Origin of the sequence: Pseudorhodoferax sp. Leaf274, assembly GCF_001422445.1 — a bacterium.
Taxonomy (GTDB): Bacteria; Pseudomonadota; Gammaproteobacteria; order Burkholderiales; family Burkholderiaceae_C; genus Pseudorhodoferax.
Map to the genome: position 1 here is coordinate 99,382 of NZ_LMNA01000027.1, position 21,088 is coordinate 120,469.

Below are 21,088 nucleotides of genomic sequence, written 5' to 3' on the forward strand. Positions count from 1 at the left end.
GAGTCCGCCATGGCCATCAACCTGACCCAGGGCGCCGCCCGCGAACGCATCGACCCGGCCGAGGCGCCCGAACTGCGCCAGCGCGGCGTGCTCGTGGAAGACGCACGGCGCGAGCGCCCGCGCTACTTCGACGGCCGCTTCCTGGCCGCGCGCGACCTCGTGCGCGACCAGCAGTACTTCCTCACCCGCGAGGCCGACCTGGGCCGCGCGGCCGGCAGCGGCGTCGCCCACGGGCTGGACGTGGCCCGGGGCCCCACGCCGCAGAGCCTCACGATCGCAGCCGGGGACGGCATCACCGGCGCCGGCGAGCTCGTGCTGCTGCCGCGCCGGCTGGACCTGAACCTGGCCGACATCCCGCTCGCCGAGCAGCTGTCGGCCCGCTTCGGCTTGTCGCGCCAGCCGGCCGCGCCGCTGCGCAGCCGCACCGGCCTGTTCGTGCTGGGCCTGCGGCCGGTCGAGTTCACGGCCAACCCCATCGGCGCCTACCCGACCACGCTGACCGGCGCGCGCACCGTGGAGGACGGCGACGTGGTAGAAGCCACCGCCGTGGTGCTGATCCCCTGGCAGGACGACGGCGCCGCCGATGCGCTGGACGCGCGCCGCGGCACGGCCGCGCGCCGCATCTTCACGCAGCCCAGCGCGCCCGGCTGGTCGGCCAACGTGCTGCCCGTGGCCATGCTGGCGCTGCAGTCCAACAGCGTGGTGTGGATCGACGAGGCCATGGTGCGCCGCGATCTCGGCGCCGACCGCGGCGACCTGCCCGGCCTGGGCCTGGTGCCGCGCGGGCTGCGGCTGGCACACCTGCTGCAGTACCAGGCGCACCTGGCCGAGGTGGTGGAGCAACTGGGCAGCCGCAGCTTCCCGGCGGCCACCCAGTTCCCGGCACTGCCTTCGGCCGGGCCGCTGCCGCCCGGCGTGATCGACACGCGCGACTTCACGCAGCGCTACTTCCCGTCGGAGGTGGACGTGGACTTCTCCATCGTCCCGGACGACGAACTGCCGGCGCTGGTCGAGGAGGCGCTGGCGCTGCCGCCCATCGACCTGCTGGCCAGCGAGGCCGCGCTGGACCTGACCGCCGTGCTGATCCTGGCGCCCGTGCCGCGCGCCGAGTTCCGCGCCGTGCGCGCGCGGCTCACCGCCGTGGCCCGCCCGCTGCGCCCGGCCGCGCCCAACCTGATCGCGCAGCGCAAGCCGCTGGAGATCCTCACGCGGCTGCGCCTGCCGCAGCCGCTGGTGCCGGTGGACGTGGCCAATCCCTCCGACGCCGAATGGACGCGCCTGGCCCAGCTGCCCGGCCTGTGGTACCTGCGCCGGCGCAACCTGGCCTACCGCGACGACCTGGTGGGCCGGCCCGTGGCCGTGGCCGGCGGCGACGACGTGCCGGTCGAGCGCGGCGTGATGGCGCGCGTGGACGCGCTGGGCCTGCGGCCCGCACTGGACCGCGTGCTGGCCGCCTCCAGCACGCGCGCCGCCGCCAACGTGGTCTCGCTCCTGGCCACGCCGCGCGTGGCCGCCTCGCCCACGCTGACCGCCGCCGCGCTGGGCGCGCTGAACGCCAAGGTCGAGGGCGCGCCGCAGATCGACCAGGCCCGCGTGCTGCGCGTGGGCGCCGACCTGGCAGGCGGCGCCGGCAGCGGCCTGGAAAAGCTCGAACGCGCCACCGGCAGCGAGGCCGTGACACGCACCGCGCTCACCAGCCTGGCCAGCAACGACCAGTGGCGCAAGCTCGACACCGCCGCGCAGAGCGCCGACAGCACGCGGCTGGCCCAATTGGGCCAGCGCCTCACGCGCACGCCGGGCGGCCCCGGCGCTGCGCCGGCCGAGGCGCCCGCGCAGGCGCCGGTGGCCGCGCCGGCCGCGGCCCCCGCCCCGGCACCGCAGGCCGAACGGGACACCGCGCCGCGCAAGGCCGCGGTCCGCAAGACACCCGCCCGCAAAGCACCCGCGAAGAAGGCGCCGGCCAAGGCCAGGACCAAGACCCCCACCAAGCCAGGAGACGCGCCGTGAGCACCACGCCCATCGATGGCGCGCTCGCCGGCGAGCGCGTCATCGGCCTGTCGCCGCAAAGCGCCACCGAGGCGGCCACCGACTGGCGGCGCCGGCCCAACGTGTTCCCGGGCCGCGCGCTGACGGCCGGCGCGCTCACGCAGTGGCAGGCCTGGCAGGCCGGCCACCTCGCGTTGCGCGGGCAGGACTGGACGGCCGGCGTGGTCGACGGCCTGGAGCTGTCGGTCCGGCTGCTGCCCGATTCCACCGGCTTCGAGGCGGTCGAGCTGGAGATCGGCCGCGGCCTCGCGCTGGCCACGAGCGGCGAAGACCTGGTGCTGCAGCAGCCGCTGCGCTGCCGCCTGGCCGACGTGCCCGTGGTGGCGCCGGCCGGCTTCTTCGAGGACGGCAGCGGCGTCGGTGCCGGCACCGAGGGTGATCCGCCGACGCTGCGCTCGCGCGGCATCGGCGCCGCGCTGGGTGCGCTGGGCGCCCCCGCCACCCCGGGCGGTGTGCCGCGCCCGGAGATCCCGGCCGCGCTGCCGCCCATCGGCGTGCTGGTGCTGCAGCCCGTGGTGGCCGACCGCGCCAGCCTGGACCCGATGGACCCCTGCGAGCGCAGCGCCTGCGACGAGGGTACCTACGGCGATGCCGCCGCGTTCGAGGACTGGCGCATGGCCGACGGCGCGCGGCTGCTGTGGTTCGTGTGGCCCGGCGAGTGGCGCGGCGTGCCGGCCGTGCCCGCCGTGCAGCTGCGCAACGCGCTGGCCTGGACCGTGTTCCAGGCCGAGGAGGCGCTGCCCGCCGGCCAGGTGCTGCCCTGGGAGGCCTGGGGCCAGCCGCTGGCGCTGGTGGCGCTGGATGGGGCCACGCGCGCACCGCTGTGGCTGGACCGCGCCAGCGTGGTGCGGCGCGGGGGCCAGGCCCGCGACGCGCGGCTGGTGGCCATGGCCGGCCGCCTGCAGGCCGACAGCCGCCGGCCCGCGCTGTGGCAGGCCCGCATCGAGCAGCTGGCCGAGCAGGTGGCCTCCAGCGGCGAGCCGGCACCCGCGCCCGGCACGCTCAACGATGCGTTCGGCCGCTTCCTGCCGCCCGTGGGCCTGCTGCCGCGCAACGCCTTCGACCCTGCCGGGCCGCGCAGCGCATTCTTCCCGGTGGGCTTCGACATCGACGCCGCGCCCATCCCGGTCGAGCAGCTCGACCTGGCGGTGCGCGCCAGCGCGGCGCTGGCGCCGCTGGCGGTCGGCGCGGCCGAAAGCGTGCGGCTGCTGGTGCCGGTGCCGCTGTCGTCCTGGGAGCCGGGGCTGCTGCAGCGCGCCCGCATCGACCCGCTGTTCCAGCAGACGCTGGACGCGCACCTGCTGCGCCGCGCGCGCACGCTGGGCCTGCGCCAGGGCCTGCGCCAGCAGGCCGCGATGCTGGACCATGCGCTGTCGGGCAAGGTGCAGACGGTGGCCTCGTTCAAGGACGACCCGCTCGCGGTCGAGACCGAATCGCTCGCGCCCTGGGGCGAGCCGCCGCCCGGCGGCGGCCACCGCAGCGCGCTGCGCGCCGGCCTTCACCAGCACTTCTTCGACGGCGCGGCGCCGCCGTTCACGGTGCAGCCCAACGAAGCCCTGTTCTGCTGGGTCTGCCTGGACCCCGACAACCCACCGCGCACGCTGATGCTGCGCTGGCATGGCCCGAACGGCTGGGAGCACCGCGCCTACTGGGGCGAGAACCTGATCGCCGGCGGCGCCGACGGCACGGCCGCGCGGCTGCGCGTGGGCGACCTGCCCACGCCGGGCCAGTGGGTCATGCTCACCGTGGCCGCCAGCGCGCTGGGCCTGGCCGGGCAGAACGTGGATGGCATGGCCTTCGCGCTTTACGACGGGCTCGCCGCCTTCGGCCTGACGGGTGCGCGCACGGCCGAGGTCTGGCGCAAGTGGTTCTGCAACTTCCTGCCCACCGGCGCGCGCGTGCAGGGCGACGAGCCCTGGGACCTGCTCAGCGCCAACGACCTGTGGGCGCCGTTCGAGCCGCAGCGCGGCGTGGAGCCCAGCCTGCCCGACCTGCAGGCCGAGGCCGGCGACGGCGGCATCTTCGGCCAGCCGGGCACCGGCACCGGCACCGGCACCCCGGCCGCGCGGCGCCTGGGCGTGCCCACCAGCGGCTTCAGCCTGGTCTACCCGCCGGCCACGGGCTGGCGCGGCCACAGCGTGGTCCACAACGCGCCGGCCACGAACGGCCAGGGCGGCCTGGCCAGCATCGCCATCGGCGCGGGCGACAGCTTCAGCTGCTGGATCTACCTGGACGAGCTGAACCCGCCCCGCTCGCTGTGGGCCGGCCTGATGCTGCTGGACCTGCGCCCGGACCCGCCGGCCGCATCGCGCATCCAGTACGCCTTCGGCTATTGGGGCGAGAACCGCCAGGCCGAGCTGATGCGCACCGTGCCGGGGCTGGAGACGCTGAACGCGCGCACCCAGCGCGCCGGCGCGCTGCCACGCTCGGGCGGCTGGGTCGAGCTGCCGCTGCGCCTGCCCACCGCGGCCGAGCTGCCGAACGGGGCCTCGCGCTACGCCGCGCTGGGCATGGTGCTGACGGCCTACCAGGGCCAGTTCGCCGTCAGCGACCTGCTGCACCGGCCGCCGCCCAGCGCCACGCAGCCCACGCCCGCGCCGGTGCTGCTGTGGCCCACCGCCATCAGCGCCGACCCGCGGCCGACCACGGTGCCGCCGTACGCGCCGTTCCTGGCGCCGGCGCCGATCCCGCAGCACAACCTGGGCGTGCTGACGCCCACGCCGTCCTCGCGCATCGGCACCGTCAGCCTCTACACCGAACTCGTGGGCGACCCGCTGCTGCTGCGCCTGTCCGGCCACGAGCAGTCGCAGCTGCTGCTGCGCGGCCTGCAGGGCTTTGCCGACTACCTGCGCCAGCGCATCGACCGGGCCGACGACATCACCGACTTCGGCTTCGCCCACATGCAGGTGGACATGCACCGCATCCGCCAGCTGACCATGAGCGCGACCGACGCCGGCCGGCTGGCCATCTCGCCCACGCTGGCGGCGCTGGCCAAGTCCGACAGCGCGATCGAGGTGCAGAAGGAGATCGGGGCCTACATCGACCGCGTGCGCCAGACGGCCACGGCGGCCTCCACGCCGCCGGCGCCACCCGCGCCGCCACCGGCACCGGCGCCCGGCCCCGTGCCGCAGCGGCCGGGCGTGTCCCGGCTGGCCGCCAACATCGGCAGCATCTCGGCCGTGCGCATCGGCACCATCACCGGCGCCAGCAGCGGCAGCCTGCTGGCCGCCAGCGCGCTCGCCGTGCGGCCCGGCCAGGCGGCGCAGCAGGCCAACCTGGGCAGCAGCACCAACCTGGCCGCACGCGCGGGCGTGGCCAGCGTGGCGGCCGCCAGCCGCCTGGCCGAAGGCGTGCTGGTCCAGCGGCCCACGGCGCCGCTCAACATCGTCTACGCCAACCCCGTCGTGGGCCTGTCGGAGGTGCGCACCACGGCACTGGCCGAGCGGCTGCGCAACCCGCCCTCGCCCGAGGCGCGCAACTACGCGCTGTCCAACCGCGCGCGCACCGTCACGTCGCTGCTGAATCTGCTGGAGGCCTTCGCCGCCGAAGACAGCGGCGAGGTGCCTGCGCTGCTGCAGGACTTCCAGGTCCCCGGCCTGGCGGGCGATCCTTTCCTGGCCGGCCTGCCGGCCACCACCCCGCCGACGCTGCAGCGCCCGCTGGCCGACTTCCGCGGCAACACCGCGCTGCAGGAGGCGCTGGCCCGCCCGCCCACCGGCAGCGACAACGCGCTCGACGAGGCCACGCTGTTCACGCAGGCGGTGAGCCTGTCGGACAACACCATCGCCATGCTGCGCCGGCTGGAGGCACGGCTGACCGTCTACCGTGATGCGCTGAGCCGCTGCGAGACCGCGCTGGCCACGCTGCGCGGGCAGATCGGCGCGCTCGACGCACGCCAGGCCGAGGTGGCCAGCCAGCTGGCCGAGGCGCGCCACGACGTCAGCGTCACACGCGCGCTGCTGGACGAGGAGACCGAGCGCATCGCCGCCATCAACGCGCGCCGCGCCAAGGTGCTGGCCGAGGAGGTCAAGTTCATCGCCTACGTGCGCCCGCGCGAGACCGACAACCTGCTGGCCACGCCCACCCATGCGGTCGATCCCGGCCTCGTGGAAGCGCCCGTGCCGGCCTGCCTGCGCGCCCACCCCGAGCCACCGGAGGAACTGCTGGACATGCTGCGCGTGGTGCGGGAGGCGCCCGCGCCCTGGTTCGTGCAGGTGCCGCCGCTGCTGCAGCGGCTGGACAAAGTCGACCACCTGATGCGCCTGCTGGACGGCGCCCAGGTGCGCGCGCTGGCCGGCCTGGCCCAGCCCCGGCTGTCCACGCAGGTGGTGTCCGGCGCCAGCCGGCTGGCCACCGGCATCGCCCAGCTGGCCACGCGCCAGACCGAGGCGCTGGCGCCGCGCGTGGCCACGCTGCAGACCATGAACCTGAACCTGCTGACCAGCCTCTCCTGGCAGGGCGTGCGCGACCAGGCGGCCCAGGTGGTGAGCTTCGGCGACCTCGCCGAGGGCGGCCACGGCCGTGCCGACGTGGCGCGCGCCGCGGCCGAGGAGCTGGACCGCATCCGCGGCGTGGCCGCCTGCCTGCATGCCGAGTTCAGCGGCGTGCTGCCGGCGATCCGGCTGCAGTGGGCCGAGCTGCTGTCCGAGTTCGACGCCGCGCCCAACCTGCGCAACCTGGCCAATTTGCCGCGCTGGGCCGAGATCCCCTACCTGGACCGGCGCCAGATGCAGGCCTATGCCGACTGGCTGTTCGGCCAGATCGAGCCCGGCCAGCCGCAGGCCGTGGCGCTGGTCAACGACGTGGTGCGCATGTGCCTGCTGCTGGCCAGCCACGCGCCGGTGGACCGCATCGTGCAGGGCCGCATGGCCCGGCCCACGCCGGGCGTGAGCCCGGGCGTGCGCATCCCGCTCACGGTGCTGGACGCCGCGCCGCTGCGCGTGGGCATGGCCGCGCTGCTGTACCGGGCCGACCAGCTGGTCGCGCGCGCCACGGTGGAGGACCTGGGCCAGGGCGAGGTGATGGCGCGCGTGGTGCACACGGCGCAGACGCGCGTGGACCTGGGCGACGACGTGCGCGTGCATTTCGACATGGCCACCAACGTGAGCCTGGCGGCCACGACGGCGCGGCGCACGTTGTTCAGGTGACATGACATGGAATCTCCAGCCGTCCCCCTCGGCCGAGCGAAGCGACGGCCCGAGTCCCAGGCCGAGCGCAGCGATGGCCCATGTGGGACTTCCCCCTGTGCCCCTGCCGAGGAGCGCAGTGCCATGGGCTGCGCGGGGAACCTCGCGCTTTGTGAACTGACTCATTGCGCAACTCGCACCGTTCACTACGTTCACTCAGCTCGAACAAGTGCAATGAGTCAGATGTTGAAGCGCGAGGTTCCCCGCGCCGCCCAGACCACTGCGCTCCTCGGCGTGTGCACAGGGGCCCCGGGAGCGGGGGCACATCCGGGCCATCGCTGCGCTCGGCCCTGGACTCACGCAGCGCGTTGAAGGGCAGACCAGCATGCCCGCCGCCCAGCGCACCGTCCGCCACCTGCGCCTGAAAGCCCCCCGCGCCGAGCAGGCGCGCCGCCTGCTGCCGGTGCTGGAAGACGCGCTGCGCTGCGCCAGCTTGGGCGATGGCGAAGACGCGCGGCTGATGGTCGTGCACCGGCTCGCGCTGGGGCCGGTGGCGGCCGGCATCTCGGCCCAGGCCCTGTCGCGCCTGATCGAGCAGCGCAGCGCCGAGGCCGTGCGCCACTGGGTCGACGCCGCGCACGCCACGGCCGACACCGCGGGCTGCGTCGCCTTCCGCGGCGCGCTGGACGCGCGCGTGCAGCTGGCGCTGCGCCTGCTGCATGGCCAGCCCTGCTCGGCCTGGTATTGGCCGGCCGCCGTGCCCGAGTACCGCGCGCAGGCCGATGCCGCGACCAACCTGCGCGCCCTGGCCCGGGCGGTGGCCGGCTGGCCCGAGGCGCGCAGCGCGCTGCCGGCCTGGCTGGCCGCCGCCGCGCACGCGGGGCATGCGGCTGCGCTGGCGCAGGCCATCGGGCCGGTGCTGGGGCCGGCGCTCGTCCAGCAATCCGGGCTGGGGCCGGTGCCGGGGCCGGCGCCGGTCCGGCAAGCCGGGCTGGGGCCCGTGACGGCACCGCCCACGGGCACCGCGGCACGCCGGCCGGACGGTCCTCCTGCACGCCGCGACCCGCGGGCACACCAGGCCGCCCCAGCGCCTGGCCCACGCGCGCCGCTGCCGCCCTGGCTGCACCACGCGCTGCGGCTGGCACCACCCTCCCGGCTGCCGCCGCCCCCGGCGGTCCCGGAGACGGCACCCATGCCGCCCGACCTGGCCGCGCCGTCCGGCAGCCCCGCGCCGGTGCCTGCCGTGGCCGCGCCCACGACGCCGACGCGCGGGCGCCGCCGGCCGTCTGCGCCACCGCGCGCGCAAGAGCAGCAGACGCGGCGCGCAGCGGGCGCCCCGGACGCGCCCGCGCCTGGGCGTGCGGCCATGCGCGCCCTCCAGCCGCTGGCCCAGCCGCCCTGGCTGGAACACACCGCGTGCGGCGGCCTGCTGTTCCTGCTGCCCGTGCTGCAGCACCTGCAATGGCCGCAATGGCTGGACACGCAACCGCCTGAGTCCGCCGCCCGCCATACCGCCGCCGTGCTGCACCTGGCGCTGCGGCGCCTGGCCGCGCCGCCCGACGACCCGCTGTGGCAGCTGGCCCCGCCCACCACCGAGCCGCCCGCGCTGCAGGCCCGCCATGCCGCCTGGCTCGCGTCGGCGCGGCGCTGGCTGCACCGCGCCGGCCGCCTGGGCCTCGTCACGCTGGCGCGCCGCCCGGCGCATGTGGCACTGACCGCCACCCATGTCGACCTGTACTTCCGGCTCGACCAGACCGACCTGCGGCTGCGCCGCCTGGGCCTGGACCTGGACCCCGGCTGGCTGCCCTGGCTGGGCCGCGTGGTCCGCTTCCACTACGGCGAGGACGCATGAACGCGCCCGCACCCCTTCTCCACCTCGACAGCCACCTGCAGCTGCCGGCCGGCCCCACGCTGGCCGAGATCGCACTGCGGCAGCTGGCGCCGGCCTGCGCCGATGCCGACGCCGCGCCCGAGGCCCTGTGGCTGGCCGGCCTGCACCAGCGCTGGCCGCTGGCCGGCGACCTGGCCACGGCGCTGCAGCAATGGCAGGACCAGCCGCCCGCCGCCGACACCGCGCTGCACCGGCTGGCGCAGGCCTTCGCGCTGGAGCCGGTCGAGCGCCTGGCCGTGGCGCTGGCCCTGGCCGTGGACACCGACCCGCTGGCCGCGCGCGCCGTCGGCTGGCTGCAGGCACCGCTGCGCGAGCTGCGCCCCACGGCCGGCCTCGTGGCCGCGCTGCATGCGGGGCCTGGCGGCGACGCCGCTGCCAGCCTGGCCGCGTTGCTGGACGGCGCGGCGCTGCGGCACCAGCTGCTGCGCCTGGTCGAGGCGCCCGAGCGCACGCTGCCCGACACCGCACTGGCCTTGCCCACGCCCGTGGTGCTGGCCGCGCGCGGCGCGCGCGGGCACTGGCCCGGCGTGACGCTGGAAGAGCCCGGCGCCCCACTGCCACCCAGCCTCCAAGGCGAGGCCGAGCGCCAGGCCGGCCTGCTTGCGGCCGGCGCCGGCGTGCTGGTGCTGCGCAGCGCCCACCCCGCCGAAGCCCGCCGCGCCGCCGCGGCCGTGGCCGCGCTGCTGGGCCGCCGCACGGCCTGCATCGACGGCGCCGAGCCGCCGGCGGGCCTGTCGGCCTGGCTCGTGTTGCATGGCGCATTGCCCGTGTTCTGCGCCCCGCTCGCGCCCGGCGAGCGGCGCCGCGTGCCCGCGCTGGCACCAGCCGTCGGCCCCTGCCTGCTGGCCAGCGGCCCGGAAGGCAGCTGGACGCTGGACGGCGACGCGCCGGCCGAATGGCCGCTGGCGCTGCCCACCGCCGCCGAGCGCACAGCGCTGTGGGCCGCGGGCGGCGCCGATGCCGCGCTGGCGGCCGAACTCGGTGCGCGGCACCGGCACAGCGCCGCGCGCATCGCCGCGCTGTGCCGCGCCGCCGGCCCCGGCGCGCTGCAGCGCCCCGCGCTGCACCGGGCCGCGCGGCAGCAGCGCAGCGAACTCGGCACGCTGGCCGAAGCCCTGCCCACCGACGTGCCCGACGCGGCGCTGGTGCTGGCCGCCCCGCTGCGCGCCGAGCTGGCCCACCTGCTGCAACGCTGCCGGCTGCGCGACAGCCTGGCCGACGGCCTGGGGCCGGGCGCACGCACGCGCTACCGGCCCGGGGTGCGCGCGCTGCTGGTCGGTGCCTCGGGCACCGGCAAGACCCTGTCGGCCGGCTGGATCGCCACCCAGCTGTCGCTGCCGCTGTACCGCGTCGACCTGGCCGCCGTCACCAGCAAGTACATCGGCGAGACCGAGAAGAACCTGGCCGAGTTGTTCGCGCGGGCCGAGCACGACGAGGTGGTGCTGCTGTTCGACGAGGCCGACGCGCTGTTCGGCAAACGCACCGAGGTCAAGGATTCCAACGACCGCTTCGCCAACCAGCAGACCAACTACCTGCTGCAGCGCATCGAGAGCTACGACGGCATCGTGCTGCTGACCAGCAACAGCCGGGCACGCTTCGACAGCGCGTTCACGCGCCGGCTCGACGCCATCCTCGACTTCCCGGCGCCGGGGCCGGAAGAGCGGCGCGCGCTGTGGCTGGCCCACCTGGGCGAGGCCCACGCGCTGGCGCCGGCCGCGCTGAACCGGCTGGCCGCCGGCTGCGACCTGGCCGGCGGCCACATCCGCAACGTGGTGCTGGGCGCCCGCGCGGCGGCCGGCGGCGGCGCCATCGACGCGCCGGCCCTGGCCGCCGCGCTGGGCGCCGAGTACCGCAAGCTCGGCAAGTCCATGCCGGCCACGCTGCTGGCCCCCGCGGGCTGACGCCATGGGCCGCGTCGCGCTCCCGGCGCGCATGCGCGCACGCGACCGACCGCCCGCCACCGCGGAGCCGCGCCGGCCCCGCACGGCGCCGCCCGATGCCGCGCTGGTGGCCGGGCCCGGCAGCGCCGAAGCCGATGCGGCGCCGGCCTGGCCGCGCTACCTGCCCCTGCAGCCCACGTTCGGGGCGCAGCCGGTCGGCGCCGGAGCGCTGCTGGATGCGCGCCTGGACGGCCCGATGGACACCCGCCCGGACGCACGCATGGATGCCCGCTTCGGCGCGCCGTTGCTGCCGCTATACCCGGCAGACGCGGCCCGGCGCGCGCCGCCACGGCCCGACGAGCCCATGGTGCGGTCGACACCGCCCGAGGCCGCCCTGCCCCGTGCCGCCGCCAGCCCGGCGGCGCCGTCTGCGGCGACGCCGCACGCGCCCGCGCCAGCTCCCGGCCCGGACGCCGCGCCCGGCACCCCTGCCGCAGCCGACCCACCGGCCGCCGCCCGCGCAGCGCCCGATCCCGCAGCCCTCGGCGCCCCCGGTGCCCGGGGCGCTGCCAGATCCGGCGCCGCCGCTGCCCGCCCTGCCGGCGGCGGTGGCAGCCCGGCCGGCCCGGCCCGCGCCGAAGGCCAGGCCGCCGCCGACGCGGAAGACGCCCAGGCCGAAGGCACGGCCCTGCCCGACGCCGTCGATGCGCTGGCCGACGCCTCGCTGCAGGCGCCCCCGCTGCCCTGGCAGGCCCTGGACGCCCCCTGGGAGGCGCCCACCGAACTGCCCGGCGATGCGCTGGTGGCCGCGGCCGAGCCAGGCCACCCGCCGCGCCCGGGCGCCGACGCTCCAGCCGCTCCAGCCGCACCGGCACCCGCCGCCGCGCCCCCGGCCGGCACCAACGCCGAAGACCAGCGGCGCGCCATGCGCGAGGCCGCAGGCCAGGCCCGCCAGGCCTACGCCGGCGCGGCAGACCAGCTGCGCGGCATGCACCAGCAGCTGCTGGCGCGTGCCAACGGCATCAGCCACTACATGGCCCAGGCCCATGGCCTGCAGGCCGGCGAGATCGTGCAGCGCCACGACCTGGACGGCGGCGCCATCGACCAGGCCGCCGACGGCGCCGCCGCCGCGACCGAGGAGGCCGGCCAGATGGCCGCCATGGCGGTGGACTCCGCCGCGCTGGACGCGGGCCAGGCCATCGCCGCGGCCGGCCGCAGCGCGCACGGCCTCATCAACGCCGGCGAGCGCAGTGGCGCAGCGCGCATCGCCAGCGTGGTCAGCGGCCTCGTCAGCGGCCATGTGTCGGCCTACGACGGCGCCGTGCGCCAGGCCCAGGAGGCCCACCAGGCGGCCCGCCGCACGCTGACGCAGTGGAACGAGGCGCGCGCCACGCACTATTCGTCGCAGCGCGGCGCCTGGCTGGAGCGGGCCAAGAACGAGAAGCGCCAGCTGCGCATCCCGCGCTGGGTCGACCCCGAGGTCAAGGGCCTGCAGCAGCGCTTCGACGCGAAGAAGAAGGCCTGGGAGCAGTCGCGCGACACCACGGCGTGCAGCCTCTCGTGCAGCTACCAGGCCGCGCTGGCCGGTGAGAACGCACGCCTGGCCACGCAGGGCCGCACCAGCGTGGCCGCCGCGCTGCGCCAGGCGCGCAGCCGGCTGCGCGAGCAGCAGCAGGCCGCGCAACAGGCGCTGGCTTCGCTCACGCACAGCCAGCTGCAGCAGCTGCGCACCCAGCAGCGCGCCGCCAGGAGCCGGCTCAACAGCCAGGCGCGCGGCGCGCTGAGCGGCGTGCGGCACGAGGCGCAGCAGGCCGTGGGCGGACTGCAGGCGGCCACGCGCGGCGCGCTGCCGACCTACCTGCGCACCGCCCAGGGCCTGGAGCAGAACCTGCGCGCCAGCGCCGCGCGCGGCGCGCCTGCGCTGCGCCAGGCGGCCGAGCGTGCACCCGAGGGCGCGCTGCAGGGTGCACGGGCCAGCAGCGGCCGGCTGGACCAGCGCCTGCAGGCCAACCAGCAACGGCTGGACGACAGCCTGGCCGAACAGGCCGGCGCGCAGCTGCAGCGCTCCGGGCAGGAGGCCAGCGGGTTGCAGGCCACGCTGGCCCAGCTGCAGGCCCAGGGCGCCGCGCAGCGCGCGCAGAGCGCGGCCGGGGTGACCGAAGCCTTCGGCGGCCTGGCCGGCACGGTGACCCAGGCGGCCCAGTCCTGGGCCCAGCCGCTCACGGTGCGCATGGCCGGCTTCATCGCCCAGCAGCGCGCCCAGGCCGCCAGCGCGCTGGCCAGCCTGCGCAGCGACGCGCCTGCCGCCACGCCGGCCCCGCCACCGCCCGCGGCCGACAGCGGCGGCCCGCCGGCGGCGCCCGCGCCGGATTGCGGGCACTGCGCCAGCGCCGGCGGTGGGGGTGGAGGTGGCGCCGCGGCCAGCGGTCCGGCCCCGGGCCTGGACCGCCAGGTCCGCGAGGAGGTCGACTACAACACCGCGCGCAACGAACCCGCCACCTACTTCGCCAGCCAGCTGGAGGCCGCCGGCGCCGAGACCCAGACCGCGCTGGAAGGCCGCGCCAACCGGGTCGTGGGCGCGCTGGGCGGCGGCTTCGCCGGCACCGTGGACGAGTCCGGCGTGCTGGCCGCGCTGCGCGGCATGACGCTGGCCCAGGGCCGCGCGCTGGACACCCAGGTCTACCCATCCCACATCGGCGGACCGCACCTGGACACCGACCTGCGCCGCGAACTGGGCGCCGACAGCACCGACTACGAGGCCGCCAGCGCGTACCTGTACGGCGACAACGTGACCGGCGCGCGGCTGGAGCTGGCCGATTCGCTGGGCACCTTCAACGACGACGAGGCGCGCATCGAGGAGGTCATGCGCGCGCTGTCGCCCGACCAACTGGCCACGCTGGGCCGCCCCGACGACGGCACCATGGCCGCCGTGCGCAATGCGCTGGGCGGCACCGACCGCGAGGTGTTCGACGCACTGGCCCGTGGCGAGCATGCCACGGCCGACGCGCTGCGGCTGCGCGACGCGGTGGACGAGGCGCGCGTGGACGGCAACGCCGACGCCGTGCACAGCGCCATCGAGCGCTACACCGGTGCGCCGCCCGACGGCGACTGGCGCGCGGCGCAGGAGATGGACGGCGATACGCGGCGCGAGGCCGTGGTGAAGGCACTGGGCGGCATCGTCACCGACGCAGCCGTGGCGCGCGGCGTCGCGCCCGACACCGATGTCCGGGGCCTCAGCGCCGAGGACCGCGCCGTGGCCTACGTCAGCCGCGACATCGATGTCTACGTCGGCGGCGCCGGCCCCGAGGGCGAGCCGCAGATGGTCACGCGGCGGCTGGAAGGTGCCAACCGCGACCTGGCCGGTGCGCTGCTGCGCCACGGCGAGAGCAGCGTGGAGGCGCGCGCGGCGCGGCTGGGCGTGGAGATGCAGCGCAGCGGCGACCCGCCGAACGCGATCAACATCGACCGCGCCACCTTCGACCCGCGCTTCCGCGCCGACCTCGCCAACGCCAGCCCGGCCGAGCGCGAGGCCCACCGCCGCGCGGCCGAGGAACGCGCGCGCGTGGTGATGCTGGCCGCCGAGCGCTATGCCAGCGGCCCGGCCACGCCCGAGGACTTCGCGCCCGCGCACGACCCGGCCAACCCGGCCGCGGCCATGGACGACACCCGCGTGACGGCCGCGCGCGACCGCGTGATCGGCCAGCTGCAGGCGCGCTTCGGCTCCGACAGCACGGGCGCCGCGCTGGCCGCCGGCCTGCTGACCGACGCCCGGCCCTCGCCCGAGACCGCCGCGCTGGCCATGCAGCACGCAATGGCCGGCTGCGGCACCAACGAGGACCTGCTGTTCCGCTTCACCGAGCGCATGGACCGCGCCGAGATCGCGGCCATGCGGCGCGCCTACCAGGACAACACCGGCAATTCGCTCGATGCCGACCTGGGCACCTTCGGCCACGGCTTCCTGGGCGAGGTGTCGGGCGACGACCGGCTGCGCATGGAGCGCGCGCTGCTGGGCCAGCCGCGCAACGACCGCGAGCGGCTGGAGGTGGCGGCCTTCGCCATCCAGCAGCAGCGCAACGAGGCCAGCGGCTTCGGCGCGTGGCTGGCCGACGGCACGCGGGCGGACCGGGCCATGGGCGTGGCCGAGTCCCGGCTGGGCGCACTGGCCGGCGGGCCGATCACGTTCGGCGCGGACGGCGCGGTCAACATCAGCGCGGCCAGCCAGAACTTCGACGCCAAGGGCCGCTACACGGGCACCGACCGCGACACCTTCGCCGCGACCACCGCGACGGCCCAGGCCATCGCCGAGACCTACGGCCGGCGCATCGACGCCTTCGCCGACATCGCCACCACCGGCATCGCCATCCTGGGCGCCGTCGCGGCGGCGGTGATCACGGTGGTCACGGGCGGCGCGGCCGGCCCGCTGATCGCCGCGGCCATCGTGACCGGGCTGGCCTCGATGTCGGCCAACTACGCGATCAAGGGCGGCCGCTACGGCTGGGAGCAGGCGGCCGTCGACCTGGGCATGACGGCGGTGCAGGCGGTGACGGCCGGCGTCGGCGCGCAGCTGGGCGCGGCGGCGCAGGTCGCCAGCAAGGGCGCGCAGGCGGCCAGCACGGCGTCGCGCACGCTGGCCAGCCTGTCGCGCATCTTCACCGGCAACCCGGTGGTGGACCAGATCATCATCGGCACGCTCACCGGGTCCTTAGGCGGCGTGGCCAACGCCGCGTTCGACGAGCGTACCTGGGCCCATGGCGGCGACGACGCCATCGGTGCGCTGTTCGGCGGGCTGATCAAGGGCGGGCTGTCGGGCGCGGCCACGGCCACGCTGACCAACTCCATCGAGGCGCTGGGCCGCAACGGCGCCGTGATCGCCGAGCGCGCGCGCGCTTACGCCGCGCAGGGCGGCATGGCGCGCGGCCTGGTCGGGCTGGCCGGCCGCGGCATCGGCGGTGTGGGCCGCGGCATCGACGCGGCACTGAACGCGTCGGCCCAGGGCGGCATGGCGCGCGGCGCCGGCGCCATGGCCGCGCGCGGCCTCGCGCGCGGCAGCCTCTCGGCCATCGGCGGCATGGGCGGGCGGGCCACCGAGATCCTGGTGGACGCCGGCAGCGGCCGCTTCAAGGGCGATGCCGGCGACGCGCTGCTGGACATCGGCCATGCCGGCGCGCACGCGTTCGTGCAGGGCATCGGCGAAGGCGCGGCCGAGTCAGTGGGCCAGGCCATGCACGGCCGCCGGCTGGCCGCCGCCGCCGACGCCATCGGCCGCGAGCGCGCCGAGCGCGGCATGCCGCCGCTGAGCCCGCACGACGTGGAGGCGGCGGCCCACGACCTGCTGTTCCTGAACCGGCACGGCCGCGATGGCGGTGACGGGCTGGGCCGCGCGCTGAACCTGGACCATGTCGTCACGCACGGCGGCCTGACGGCGCTGGCCACGCCGCATCCGGTGCCGGTGGTCGAGGACCACATGCGCGCCCAACTGCTGCGCCATGTGCCGGCCGAGCTGCACGGCAACTTCGCCGACGTGCCGATCCGCGTGCTGCCGGCCGGTGAGTACCACGCGCTGACGCGCAGCGAATCCGGCCCGGTGGTCACGCTGATCCACGAAGGCCGGCCCACGGTGGTCGTCCGCGAGGGCACGCCGCTGGCCCGCCTGGCCGACGAGGGCCCGCACCTGGTGCAGGCGCACGACGCGACGACGCGCGCCCGCGTCGCGCGGCTGGACGAGGCGGCGCTGGCGCACTGGGACACGCTGCCGGTCGAGGCGCAGATCGACCTGTACCGCAACAAGGTGGAACTGGAGATCGATGCGCACGAGCGCATCGCGCAATCGCTGCAGGCCGAGACCACCGGCGAAGGCGCGCCGGCGGCCCGCCTGGCCGCCGAGGTGGAACGCAACGAGGCCACGCTGCGCGCGCTGCGCCAGCGCCTGCAGGAGGTCGAGGACATCGGCCCGCTGCGCAGCGCGGCGATGGCCGAGGGCGCCGAGCCGCGCCCGCAGTACCTGGAGCAACCGGCGCGGCTGTTCTCCAAGGATGGCCCGCGGCGCTCGACGCCGGAGGAAATCGCCGCCGAATTCCAGCGCACGGTGCACGAGCAGGAGCAGCGCATCGGGCGCCCGCACGACGACGCCGATGCGGACGGGCCGCACCCCACGCTGCCGGACGAACCGCCGCAGCCGGCCGAAGGCCGGCCGCTGTTCGACCGCACGGCCGAACAGCTGGACGCCATGGTCGACCGGCGGGACCGCGGCAATACCTTCAACACCGAGCAGGAGGCCCACCACGCGCACAACGAGGTCTACCTCGACACGCCGGACGGCCGCCGCGTGCGCGCCGACTCCTATGTGCCGGGCGAGGAGATCGTCTCGCGCAAGCACACGCAGCTCTCCGAGTTGGGCGAGGACGCGGCCATCGCCTACATCAACGAGCTGGTCGAGAAGTACCCGCCCGGCACCCGGCTGGCCGACGTGCCCAGCAACGCGGCGCTGCTGGCCGCCGGCCACACCGCGCTGGACGGCCGCCTCGTGCTGTCGGTGCCCGAGCAGCACGGGCCGGTGCCGCAGGCCGTGCTGGAGCATGCGCGCCGCGCGGGCGTGGTGATCCGCGATCCCGAGGGCCGGATCTACACGCCCGAGCATCCCGACGGCATCGGCGCGCCAGGCGGACCGCGCGTGTCGGCGCGCGATCCGGAGCAGCATGCCGAGGCCATGCGCCGCGCGCTGCTGCGCCACGTGCCAGCGGAGCTGCACGACGCGGTGGGCGGTGTCGACATCGTGGTGTTGTCCGACCGTGCGTTCGTGCAGCTCACCGGCAGCGAGCGTGGCCGCGCGGTCACGCTCATCATGGACGGCAAGCCCATGGTGGTGGTGCGCGAAGGCACGCCGGTGGCGCGGCTGGCCGATGAAGGGCCGCACCTGGTGCAGGCCCACGAGGAAGGCACCTCTTCGCTGGTGGCGCGGCACGACGAGGCCGAGATGCAGCGCTGGCACCAACTGCCGCTGGAGCGCCAGATCGCGCTGTACGGCAACAAGCTGGCGCTGGAGATCGATGCGCACCAGCGCATCGCGCGCTCGCTGGATGCCGAGTCGCCGCAGACCGGCGCGGCCGCCGCCCGCCACCGCGCCGACCAGGAGCGCAACCACGCCACGCTGGCCGCGCTGCACGCGCGCCAGGCGGAGGTGCAGGCCGTGGCCGCGCCGCAGCGCCGCGCCGCAATCGAGGGCGGCACCGAGCCGCGCCCGCAGTACCTGGACCAGCCCGCGCGGCTGTTCTCCAAGGATGCCGACGGCCAGGTGCGCACGGTGTTCGAGCCGTTCAGCGGGCCGTCGCTGGACAGTGCGCATGCGCTGCAGGCGCGCTACCGCAACGCGCAGATGATCACCTCCGAAGCCAGCCCTGGCCGCGTGCCGGAACCCGTGGACCAGGCGGCCTTCCATGCCGTGGGCGGCCGCTTCCTGCACGAGCGCTTCGGCGCGTCGCTGCCCGACAACTCGGTCGACCGGATGCATGTGCGCTTTCCGCTGCCGCACGCCAAGACCGTGCAGACCATGGTCATCCTGCCCCGCGACCTGCCCCCGGGCCTGACGCTGGTGCAGAGCGTGGAGGCGATGCAGCAGATGGCGCGGCAGCGGGCGGCCCAGGCCGAGAGCCTGACCAACCTGGGCCCGCATGCGCTGCGCCTGCTGAGCCCTGGCGGCGAGATCGAGGTGGTCTACCACGAGCGCGAGATCGCGCACGAGATCGCAGCGCTGCAGCGCCAGGTGTGGACCGACCCCGCCACCGGCGAGCGTTACCGGCTGGAGCCGGTCGGTCCGGTGCAGGTGCGGCCCAAGTCCGAGGTGGCGCCGCATTCGGGCCATGGGGTGGGGCTCGGCGCGCACGACCCGGTCAACGTGTGCCAGCTGCGCAAGGTGCGCGTGCCCGGCACCGGGACGGACACCACAGCGCCCCAGGGCGGCACACGCCCCACCATGAGCCCCGAAGAGCTGGATGCCGCGCGCGCCGGCCGCAGCGCGCGCAAGCAGGAGGAAAAGCAGGCCCTGCGCGAGCGCGCCAAGGCCCGCCGCGAGGCCCAGGAACGCGCGCAACAGCAGCGCCAGGCCGTGGACGAGCGCCAACAGGGCGTGGACACCGAAAGGGCCGAACGCCAGCGCGCGCTCAACGAAGGCCGCACCACGCCCGAGCAGGACCTGCAGCAGCGCGTGGCCGACATCGCGGCCCAGATCGACATGCCCGCGCATGTGCTGGCGCGGGCGGTGCAGGGCTTCCTCGACGACCTGGGCGGCAGCGGCCGGCGGCTAGATGCGCAGGACGTGATCGACAGCCTGCGCAACCGCGTGCGCGAAGGCCGGCCCCCGCGCTTCGGCGACCTGGAAGGCCTGGTGGCCGAGCTGGTGCTGGAGCAGAACGCGGAGGCCGTGGCGCAGATGCGCGAGCATGTGGCGCAGATCAAGCCGGACGCCGTGCTGGGCGTGCAGCGCGGCGGCGCTTTCCTGGCCGAGATGCTGGCGCACGGCGTGGCCGATTTCCCGGTGATCGCCACCGTGCCCAAGTTCACGCTGCGCCGGCCCGGCATGCCCGATGCCGAACTGCGCACGCCGCACCTGGAGGTGCAGATGCTGGAGCGCATCGCCGCCGGCCAGCGGCACTTCGCGCTGGTGGATTTCTACATGGGCGGCGTGTTCGCCGCCGAGCTGGTACCGATGGTGCGGCGGATCCTGCAGCAGCACCCGCAGGTGCGCATCGACGTGCTGTGGATGCGCGAGACGGCGGGCTTCGAGCGGCTGGTGTTCCACCCCGAGCTCGAGCACCAGCCCGGCAAGCCGCGCCGCAATCCGCTGATCCCGACGCGGGAAGAGCTGGAGCGTGGCGTGGTGTTCGCCGTGCGTGGCATGCAGGACGGCCGGCCGGTGCTGGAAGGCCCAGGCGTGGTGATGCCGCCGCTGCGCGGGCGCGACGCCGCGCTGGAAGGGCTGCGCGTGCACGAGTTCCCGGTGGAGCTGGTGCTGGGCGACGACATGCGCATCGTGATGGACGCCGCACCCGACCGGCCGATCGTGCTGTTCGACCGCGCCGGCCGCATCGTGCGCACCATCCAGCCCGGCGCGCCGGACCCGCTGAGCGGCCTGGTGCTGGACCACAATACGCGCGAGCTGTTGTTGCGCCTGATCGAGGAGAAGATCCGCGGGCGCGCTGAAGGGCAAGCCCGATGAACTTTTCCTGGGTCCTGGATCCCGGCTGCGGCTTCGCAGCCCTGGCACAGCGCCTGGCTGCGGCCGGTTGGCGCCTGGCCAGCGCGGCCGAGGCGCCGCTGCTGCCGGGCGAGCCGGAGCACGCCGTGTTCGAGCGCGCCGCGGGCGAGCGCCTGCATTACAGCTTCAACCCGGTCTGCCTGCTGCGCGTGCTGGAGTCCGGAACCGCACCCGACGCCGACACGCTGGCCGGCCTGCCGCTGGCCGGCAGCGAGTCGGTCGGCGCCTGGCTGGCCGCGTCGGACGAGCGCACGCTGTGGCGCGGCGTGCTCTCGGCCAGGCTGCTCGGGCAATTCCAATGGCTGCCGCACATCGAGGCGCTGCGTGCGCATGCGTCGTCGCTGGTGGCCAAGGCGGCCGCAGCAGCGGCGCAGGAGATGGGCGCGACGCTGGCTGCCGCCGCGCCGCAGTGGGCGGCCGCGTCGATCGAACTGCTGCTGCAGCAGGCCCGACCGCTGCTGCAGGCGCTGGTGCACGAGACCGATGGGCGGGTGCTGCAGATGCTGCGGCCGCGCGAGACGGACGCGGATCGGGCGTTCGTGCCGTCGGCGGCAGCGGCCGCCCGGTCCGCCTACGCCACGGTCTGGCAGCAGCCGCCGCGCCCCGCCCGCGCCGCGCCCGGTGCGCGCCTGCAGTGCCACGCGGCACCGGCCGGCATGCTGGCCGACGACAACGCGCTGTCGCGCCCCTTCCCTGGCGGCTACCGTGCGCTGGCCGCCCTGCTGCAGCCCCAGCGCGTGTGGCTGGCCTGGAAGGTCATCGCGCCCGGCCGCGACGCCGGCATGGCCTACGACGGCCTGGTCTGGCTGGACGACCACTGGGCCTGGTTCCCCAAGCCCTACCGGGTGCTGGCACCGCTGCTGAAGGGGTGACGCGCAAATCGGGGATCATCGCC

General features: G+C 76.2%; 6 protein-coding genes. All 6 read left to right on the forward strand.

The window, feature by feature from the left end; all coding sequences use genetic code 11:
- Window positions 1-9 precede the first annotated feature (9 nt).
- The 6 genes from ASF44_RS22795 (at window position 10) to ASF44_RS22820 (ending at window position 21,065) form a co-directional block, all read left to right on the forward strand.
- A complete protein-coding gene (locus ASF44_RS22795; RefSeq protein WP_056901547.1) occupies window positions 10-2,007 on the forward strand; it encodes a hypothetical protein in 1,998 nt (665 codons plus the stop codon).
- Entirely contained in the window at window positions 2,004-7,193 is a 5,190-nt protein-coding gene (locus ASF44_RS22800; RefSeq protein ID WP_056901548.1) for a hypothetical protein, read from the forward strand. The genes ASF44_RS22795 and ASF44_RS22800 overlap by 4 nt, the downstream gene beginning before the upstream one ends.
- Before the next feature lie 364 nt (window positions 7,194-7,557).
- Window positions 7,558-9,024 carry a hypothetical protein gene (locus ASF44_RS22805; protein WP_056901549.1) on the forward strand — a complete coding sequence of 489 codons (1,467 nt, stop codon included), beginning with the start codon at window positions 7,558-7,560 and terminating at the stop codon, window positions 9,022-9,024.
- Complete coding sequence (locus ASF44_RS22810) at window positions 9,021-10,964, forward strand: ATP-binding protein (RefSeq protein ID WP_056901550.1); 1,944 nt, start codon at window positions 9,021-9,023, stop codon at window positions 10,962-10,964. The genes ASF44_RS22805 and ASF44_RS22810 overlap by 4 nt, the downstream gene beginning before the upstream one ends.
- 4 nt (window positions 10,965-10,968) lie before the next feature.
- On the forward strand, window positions 10,969-20,154 hold the full coding sequence (locus ASF44_RS22815; protein WP_056901551.1) for a hypothetical protein: 9,186 nt from the start codon (window positions 10,969-10,971) through the stop codon (window positions 20,152-20,154).
- A complete protein-coding gene (locus ASF44_RS22820) occupies window positions 20,151-21,065 on the forward strand; it encodes a hypothetical protein (protein WP_056901552.1) in 915 nt (304 codons plus the stop codon). Before ASF44_RS22815 ends, ASF44_RS22820 begins: the two co-directional genes overlap by 4 nt.
- Window positions 21,066-21,088: the final 23 nt, after the last annotated feature.

Coding starts and splice junctions, on each gene's coding strand:
- ASF44_RS22805 (WP_056901549.1), top strand. CDS start 7,558: ATGCCCGCCGCCCAGCGCACCGTCCGCCACCTGCGCCTGAAAGCCCCC.
- ASF44_RS22815 (WP_056901551.1), top strand. CDS start 10,969: ATGGGCCGCGTCGCGCTCCCGGCGCGCATGCGCGCACGCGACCGACCG.
- ASF44_RS22795 (WP_056901547.1), top strand. CDS start 10: ATGGCCATCAACCTGACCCAGGGCGCCGCCCGCGAACGCATCGACCCG.
- ASF44_RS22810 (WP_056901550.1), top strand. CDS start 9,021: ATGAACGCGCCCGCACCCCTTCTCCACCTCGACAGCCACCTGCAGCTG.
- ASF44_RS22820 (WP_056901552.1), top strand. CDS start 20,151: ATGAACTTTTCCTGGGTCCTGGATCCCGGCTGCGGCTTCGCAGCCCTG.